The sequence below is a fragment of the Novosphingobium sp. ERW19 genome, assembly GCF_012641315.1.
In the GTDB taxonomy this organism is placed as follows: domain Bacteria; phylum Pseudomonadota; class Alphaproteobacteria; order Sphingomonadales; family Sphingomonadaceae; genus Novosphingobium.
This window is the reverse complement of the sequence record NZ_JABAIC010000026.1, coordinates 1-7,470: the sequence shown is the minus strand read 5'-3', so window position 1 is coordinate 7,470 and position 7,470 is coordinate 1. Positions and strand designations below refer to the sequence as shown.

General features: G+C 62.9%; 4 protein-coding genes and 1 pseudogene. 2 read left to right on the top strand and 3 right to left on the bottom strand.

All coding sequences use genetic code 11. The annotated features are described in order from the left end of the window. Positions 1-101: pseudogene (locus HGI46_RS21585) on the top strand (IS5/IS1182 family transposase); the annotation flags it as partial. Positions 102-850: 749 nt separating this feature from the next. On the opposite strand, the gene HGI46_RS21580 reads toward HGI46_RS21585, so the two are convergent. The 3 genes from HGI46_RS21580 to HGI46_RS21570 are packed head-to-tail and all read right to left on the bottom strand — an operon-like array spanning position 851 to position 6,281. After that, positions 851-2,245 carry an efflux transporter outer membrane subunit gene (locus HGI46_RS21580; RefSeq protein ID WP_168852270.1) on the bottom strand — a complete coding sequence of 465 codons (1,395 nt, stop codon included), beginning with the start codon at positions 2,243-2,245 and terminating at the stop codon, positions 851-853. Then, complete coding sequence (locus tag HGI46_RS21575) at positions 2,242-5,334, bottom strand: efflux RND transporter permease subunit (RefSeq protein ID WP_168852271.1); 3,093 nt, start codon at positions 5,332-5,334, stop codon at positions 2,242-2,244. The genes HGI46_RS21580 and HGI46_RS21575 overlap by 4 nt, the downstream gene beginning before the upstream one ends. Beyond that, complete coding sequence (locus tag HGI46_RS21570; RefSeq protein WP_255460703.1) at positions 5,331-6,281, bottom strand: efflux RND transporter periplasmic adaptor subunit; 951 nt, start codon at positions 6,279-6,281, stop codon at positions 5,331-5,333. Before HGI46_RS21570 ends, HGI46_RS21575 begins: the two co-directional genes overlap by 4 nt. Positions 6,282-6,466: 185 nt before the next feature. Here HGI46_RS21570 and HGI46_RS21565 point away from each other — a divergent pair, with 185 nt between their 5' ends. Continuing rightward, complete coding sequence (locus HGI46_RS21565) at positions 6,467-7,066, top strand: TetR/AcrR family transcriptional regulator (RefSeq protein WP_118074966.1); 600 nt, start codon at positions 6,467-6,469, stop codon at positions 7,064-7,066. Positions 7,067-7,470: the final 404 nt, after the last annotated feature.

Here is a 7,470-nt window from a genome sequence, read left to right as displayed (position 1 = left end):
GTCTCAAGGACTGGCGACGCGTGGCAACGCGATACGACCGCTGTCCAACCGTCTTCTTCTCCGCCCTCGCACTCGCCGCAACCGTGCTCTTCTGGCTGTGATCAGTGAGTCCTGAGCCTAGGCTCCATTTGGTCGCTTTCCTCAGGGACGCGTTCCAATTCATACATCATCAGCTCAAGCCATCATCCCACCTCCTCAGGGCTGGGCACCAGCTCGATACACTCGACATCTACGAGGTGAGAGTAAAACGCGGCTTTGAGTACCACAATGATGATCATTTTGATGGGCGGGGTCTGTGGATCACGAGCCCGGTGCCCCGTTCGGATGTCTCACTCGTCGATCCGAGGCAGTGGCACCACCTGTATCAATCGATGTATCCGGACGATTTCTTACAAAAAATATAGAGGTCATCCGTCACAAACCACCGCTTTCTGGCGGCAACACTGACGGTCGAAATAGCTGAATTTTAGGCACCTTGCAGGACTTCTGCTTTCTTCTTCGCAATCGGCAGATTTGGGTTCGATACGACTTCCTGCGGTGAAAGCCGGACCAGACTGGTTCCTGTCGATCTCGCCGCCCGGTAAGGTCCCGCTACGTCAGGTGACCGACACCGGTGGCCAACACACCGTCCTGTTCGAGTGCTCCGCGATCGCCGAATTCTTCAACGATATCGATGATGGCGGCCTGCTCACATCCTATCGTGTGGCAGGTGCGCGGCAGCGGGACCGGATGGAATTCACACCATCGCGTTTGAAGCATACGCTGCAGAATCTACCGACTTTGCCATATGACGTCGCGCTATGCAGACCGGATCGTCCTTCATTCGCATTTTTGCCTGCAAGTTACCGGCTCATGGCAAAGCCAACGCTCTGGCAAGACCGACGACCCCGGCAGCCACCCGTCCTCGTTCGGCAATCAGTCGCGCTTCAGCTTCCACTTGCGCAGTTTGCGAAGCGGACAGCTCCTCCTTGCTAATCGCACCTGCGCGAAACGCATCCGTATCGCGGGCCAAAGCCGCCGCTCGCGCTTTGACCTCGGCCTCGGTGCGAGCATAGGCCTGGCGTGCGGTCATCAGCGCTGCCTGCCCGCTTTCCACGTCAGCCGTGGCGCGCAGGACAGTCTCACGGTATGCCGCCAGCATCTCGCGATGCCGACCGCGCGCCGAAGCAACTTGCGCATCGATCCGCCCGAAGTCGAACAGGCGCCAGCGCAGGCCGACTGCACCCTGGATCGCGACAGAATCTCCGGTGAACAGTTCGCCGAAGCGATTGCTCTGCACTCCGATCAGCCCCCCGATCGAAATGCTTGGCCAGTATTCGGCGAGCGCGGCCCCGATCGCGGCGTTGCTGGCCACCAGACGGGCCTCAGCCATTGCAACGTCAGGCCTTGCCCTGAGCACTGATGCCGGCAATCCACCTACAGGATCCGCGGAAAGGACTGGCATTTGCCCTGCCAGATCAAGCGGGAGTGAGGGCGAACGGCCCACAAGGACCGCGATCTGCGCTCTTTCCGCCTCCACCCTCGCCTCGATTTCCGGAAGGGCGGCGGCCGCCTGCTCAGCCAGCGCCGAGGTTCGCTCGGCATCTGCCAGGGACGCAGCGCCAGCAGTCTGCCGCGCCTGCATGATCGCGGCGCGGTCTCGCGCTTCCCGGGCCAGGACAGCAAGCGCGCGGCCCTGCGCCTCAGCTGTCCGAAGCCGAAAGTAAGCCTGCGCCAGTTCAGCTGTGACCGCAAGCCGTGCAGCCTGCACGCCGGCTTCGGCCTCCACTAGGCTGGCGCGGGCTGCTTCCTGACGGCGGCGTATACCGCCGGCCAAGTCGAGATCCCACGAACCATTCAGCGTCGCGCTCCCGCTATCGACTGTTCGTGGCAGGTCCGGCACGTAACGGGACAACTGCCCGAGGCCCGAGTTAAGCGACTGCTGTGCCCGTGCGGCAGTGCCATTCGCTTCGACCACCGGCAAGCGCGCCGCACCTGCCGCAGCTGCCGCAACACGCGCTTGGTCGACGCGTGCCAGCGCCTGCTCGATCGTCAGGTTTCCGGCCTGTGCTTCGTTCTGAAGCCGGTCGAGTACCGGGTCGCGAAAGGCCTTCCACCAGGGCTCGGAAGATGCAGCGCCGCTGGCCACGGGCTGCCGCCACGCCGGCGCAATCTGCACCTCGGGCGGAGCGTAGTCCGGGCCGACCGTGCATGCCGCAAGAAAACTGCAAGCACAGGCAAGGCCAAGGAACCGTCGCAGCGTCATGCAGGAAGTCCTTCCGGAGTGGCGACGGTTTCTTCCGGTCTTCCACCCGCGCCCTTGCCGGCGAGAAGAAGATACATGACCGGCGTTGCAATGCGGGCAAGCAAGGTCGACGAAACGAGCCCGCCGATCATGGCAATGGCCATGGGCGAAAACAGGCCGCTGTTCTCGACGGCAAGGGGCAGCAGGCCGCCGATCGCCGTGACCGAAGTCAATAGTACCGGCAGGAAGCGAAGTTCGCCTGCTCGCTCCACGGCTTCGCGGACCGGCAGGCCGTCGCGTTCGAGCTGCTCGGTGAAATCGACCAGCAGGATCGAATTCTTGATCTCGATGCCTACCAGCGCAATCAGCCCGACTGCTGCGGTGAACGATAACGAATTGCCCGTAAGCCAGAGCGCGACGATGGCGCCGAGAAAGCCGAATGGTACGATCCCCGCGACCACGGCCACGGTACGGAAGCGCCCGAATTCGAGGACCAGCACGGCGAGAATGCCCAGCGATGATACGACGATGGCCGGGACGAGACCTGCAAAGCTGCGCGAGGACGTCTCAGCCTCACCGCCGAGCGAAATGCTGTAGCCCGGCGGCAGGTCGACTTCGGCCTGCACCCGCTCGAGGACTTGCGCGGTTGCCTTCGAGACCAGCACGCCAGGGTCCGTGTACGCAGTAAGCGTGACCATGCGCGCGCGGCGCAGGCGGTCGATCCGTGCCGCTTCCGAGCGCAATTCCGGCGTGGCAAGCGCCGACAGCGGCGCACTGCCGCCAGCCTTGGTCGGCACGAAGAGCTGTCCGAGCTGGCCTAGCTCGCTTCGTCCCGCATTGGGCATTCGCACCGTCACGGCGTAATCGTCGCCATCGGCATCGCGGTAGCTTGCCACGGAGCTGCCGGACAGTCCCGTGCGGACGGCATCGCGGATTGCACCCGGAGCAACGCCGAGTGCGGATGCTGCCGCTTCATCCACCGCAAGGTGCAGGTCTGTGCGGGGCTGGCGCAGCGGATTGCCGATGTCGCGAACACCGGGAACATCCGCCATGACCGCCTCTGCCTTGCGAGACAGGGCCGCCAGACGGGCAACGTCAGGCCCGGAAATACGCACGACGATCGGCGCCTCGATCTCGGGCCCGTTCACGAACGTGACGATGCTGATGCGCGCACCGGGATAGCTGTCGAAGCGGCGGCGCAGGTCAGCCAGCAGCGCTTCGGACTTGCCCGGCTCCCACGCCTTGAGCCCGACGGCGACTTCGCCGAACGCGGGGTCGGTCTCGCGCTGCGCCACGTTATAGTAGAGTTGCGGGTTGCCACGGCCGACATTGGCCGATGTCCAGCGCACTTCGGAGCGCGCGGAGACGACGTGCTCCACCCAGCTCACGGCCTGATCGGTGCGACGCTGTGCAGTACCTTGCGGCATCTCCACCCGGACCAGAAACTGCGGCGTCTCGGCCGGTGGAAACAGGCTCGACCCAATGACCTTCGCCAATGGCAGCGACAAGACACACAGCAGCAGCAGACCGATCATCCAGCGCCGTGGGCGATCGAGCGCTCGGTGCAGGACCGGAGCATAGAAGCGATGAATGCCGCGCTGGACGGCCTGCAGCAGTTTGTTGCCCTCGGGATGTTCATCGCGCGAGAGGAGCAAACGCGCGGCAAGCGGCGTCATGGCAAAGGCCACGATCAGCGAGCCAAGAACCGTGGCTATGACTGCGACCGGCAACGAGCGGATGAATTCACCCGAAGCCTCGGGAAGAGCAAGGAGCGGCACGAATGCGAACACGAGGCACGCGGTGCAGCCAAGCACTGCCAGCGCGATCTGCCCGGTGCCCTTGATGACTGCCGTGGTGCGGTCCGCCCCTTCGCGCAGCCAGCGGGCGATGTTCTCGACCACCACGATCGCATCGTCGACGAGGATGCCCAGCGCGAGAACAAAGCCGGCAATCGCCAACTGGTTCAGGGTGAAGCCCAAGCCTGCAAGGATGCCAACGCCGATCAGCAGCGAAAGCGGAATAGCGATCATGACCACCCCTGCCGCACGGAGGCCCAGCGGCAGTAAGGTGAGGCTGACCAGGACCAGAGCGATCAGGAAGTCGCGCGTCAGACCTCCTATCCGGTGCTTCACGTTCTCGGACTGGTCGAATCCGCGCACCAACTTTACACCGCCCGGGAGCGTCCGCTCGAAGGCATCGAGTTCGGCATTGATGGAAGCGGACAGGCGCGTCACGTCCTGATCCTTTGCCTGTGTCGCCGTTACCAGCAGGGCCCGCTGGCCGTTGAATCGCGTGATATGATCATGATCGTCCTGCGCCCACGCCACTTGTGCCACGTTACCGACACGCAATGCCCGGCCATCTCCAGGTAAGACTGGCACTGCGGCAATATCTTCGGGCGAGCGGAAGGCACCCCCGTATTTCACGGTGAACCGGCGCGCAGCAGCATTGACCGCGCCCAAAGGGCTCTCCTCGCCGGCCGCACGCAGGGCCTGAGTGACCGCCGTGGGTGACAAGCGCAGCGAGGCTAGCCGTGCCATATCCAGCGACACGCGCATCTCGGTCCGGCCTGCGCCCCAGTAGCGCGCCTCGTTGATCCCCGGAATGGTCCCCAGTCTTTCCCGCAGGCGGTCGGCGACTTTCTCGAGCCGCCGCATCGGAAGATATTCGCTGACCAGGGCCACTTCGACGATCGAAACGTTGATCGGCCGCCCGCGCACGATGTCGAGCCGTTGCAACCCCTGCGGCAAGCTGGCGCGCAGGGCGGAGACCTCGCGTGTCACCTTGTCGTAACTGCTTTCAGGGTTTGTGCCCCAGTTGAACTCGATCCTTGTGACGGAAAGCCCATCGGTGCTGCGCGAGCGCACTTCGCGAATGCCGTCGAGCCGGTAGACCGCATCCTCGACCGGCCGCGTGACCAGTTCCTCCACCTCGCTCGGAGATGCGCCCGGAAGCACCGCGTTGATGATGAAGATTGGCGGATCGAGTTGCGGATCCTCGGTCCGCGGTATGGTCAACAGCGCCGCGAGACCGAGTGCAGCAAGCAGCACTATAGCCACCAGTGTGAACTGCCAGCGCGCAAGAGCAAAGGCCGCAGGATTGAAGCTCATCTGGCGTCCACCCGCACCTTCTGACCATCACGAACGAAGCCTGCACCGGCCGTGATCACGCGTGCCGACGCGGGGAGGCCTTCAACCTCGAGCATGTCGCCAATGAAGCCGTGCAAGGTGATGGCATGCAGACGGGCAATGCCGCGGGCCGGGTCCACCACCAGCACATGCCCGTTGCGGCCGTTCGCGTCCAACAAGGCTTCTGCCGGGATATAGAGGCGCCCGGACGCCTGCGCGCTGCTGGACGTCAGGGAAACGCTGCCGGTCAATCCGCTTGCTACACCGGGACTGGCGGGCAGGCCGATATCGACATCGAGCGTACCGGTGACAGGGTCCACCGCGCTACCCTTGCGCAAGACCTTGCCGGAAATCTCACCCATACCTGCAAGCGTGAGCAGGACCGGCCTGCCCGGGGCAATGCCGGCAGCGCGTGCAGGAGTGACCGCGGCGCGGGCAATGAGCGGGCTGTTGACATCCGCCATACGCAGCACCGGTTCGCCCGGAGCGACCGTTTCGCCAGCCTCATGCATCCGGGCGAGTATCAATCCCCGGAACGGTGCCCGCGCCACAGTGGAAGCCCTGTCATAGCGCGCGGCGCGTAGCGCTGCCTGCGCCGCCGCCAGCGCGGACTGTAAATCCTGCTGCTGCGCTTCCGATATTGCGCCCGCTGGGAGAAGCGTTGCGTTCCGGCGCACAGCCCTCTCGAGTTGCGCGACGTCTGCTGCTGCCCGTTGTTCGCTGGATACCTGCAGTGTCGGGTCAATCTCTGCGAGAACGGCTCCTGCCGCGACTCGATCCCCGGGGTGCACCGGAAGCGCGGTCAGCGTGCCGCCGACCCTTAGCGATATCATCGCCTCTCGGTCGTAAATTACGCGGACCGGATACCGTTCGGCGCCTCGACTGTCTTGGGCACCCGGCAAACTGCGAGGCAGTACCGCCTCGACCATTGCGATCTGATCGGCATTATTGGCGGTGGTCGGCGAACAAGACGCAACCAGACCTGCGCTGGCAATCGCTAGAGCGCCGAAACAAGGCGTTGGTACGCGCAGCATTAGGTTCGACTCCGAAACCTATCATTGATAGCCGATCAGTGATCGGTTGACGCACGGAGGTCAAGTGGCAAAAGGAGCGTATGGCGCCACCAGCGAAATCAACGCGGTCTGCAGACCGGCGTGAGCAGATCCTTGATGAGGCGCAACGCCTGTTTCTCGAGCATGGCCTCGACAGCACCACCACCCGACAAATCGCCTTGGCTGTAGGTATCAGTCAGCCGTCATTGTACGCGCATTTTGCCAGTCGGGACGCGATTGCTGTCGAGCTCTGCATTCGGGCTTTCGGCTTTCTTGAACGCCGGCTTCGCTCTGTTGATCAGTCGTTGCCCTCTGCTCAGCGTCTACGCGAACTATGCCGAGCTTATATCCAGTTTGGTCTAGAAGAGCCCGCAGCGTATCGCGTAGCGTTCATGGCCGAGATCGCTGTCGACGAGGAAAGCGGGATGCACCGCGGGCTTGAGGCTGGGCTCGCGACTTTTTCCATCTTGCGAGAAGCAATGACGGCTCATTTGGGCAACGCGAATGAAGCAGAAGTAGCTGCCCAAAGTGTGTGGGCTGGCATTCACGGGCTTGTCGCAATCTTCCTGACCCGGCCGGAATTTCCCTTCATCGAGCCCGGGAAGCTGATTGAAACGCACCTCGATCGTCTCTTGGCTACCCACTCGTCTTCGGCAGCGTAAACCAAGTTCGCCATACATGCCTGTACGGCCCGCCCCGACTTACCAGTGTGTGAGAAATTGCAATTCAGCTTCAATTGCAACCCACGCCGGATGTCACATAGGATGATCAATTACCGCTTCCAGCTGGTAGCCGAATCCATACAATGTTCGTATGGTCACTCCGACTGTCTCGCCCAAATCCAGTTTACGGCGCAGTCTAGCAATATGGGTGTCAAGAGTGCGGGAGTGGACATCAACTCCAGTGCCCCAAACTCGTTCAAGAAGATAGCTTCGAGACAAAGGCCGGTTTGGGTTAGGCTCAGGATCTGTAATTGCAGAGCTGGGCGGTGTGATCCCTTGAGGGTTTCATGGATCTGTCCGCACTGACCGAGCCGGAGCCTGGTCGTGCTGTATCGGGTCTCACA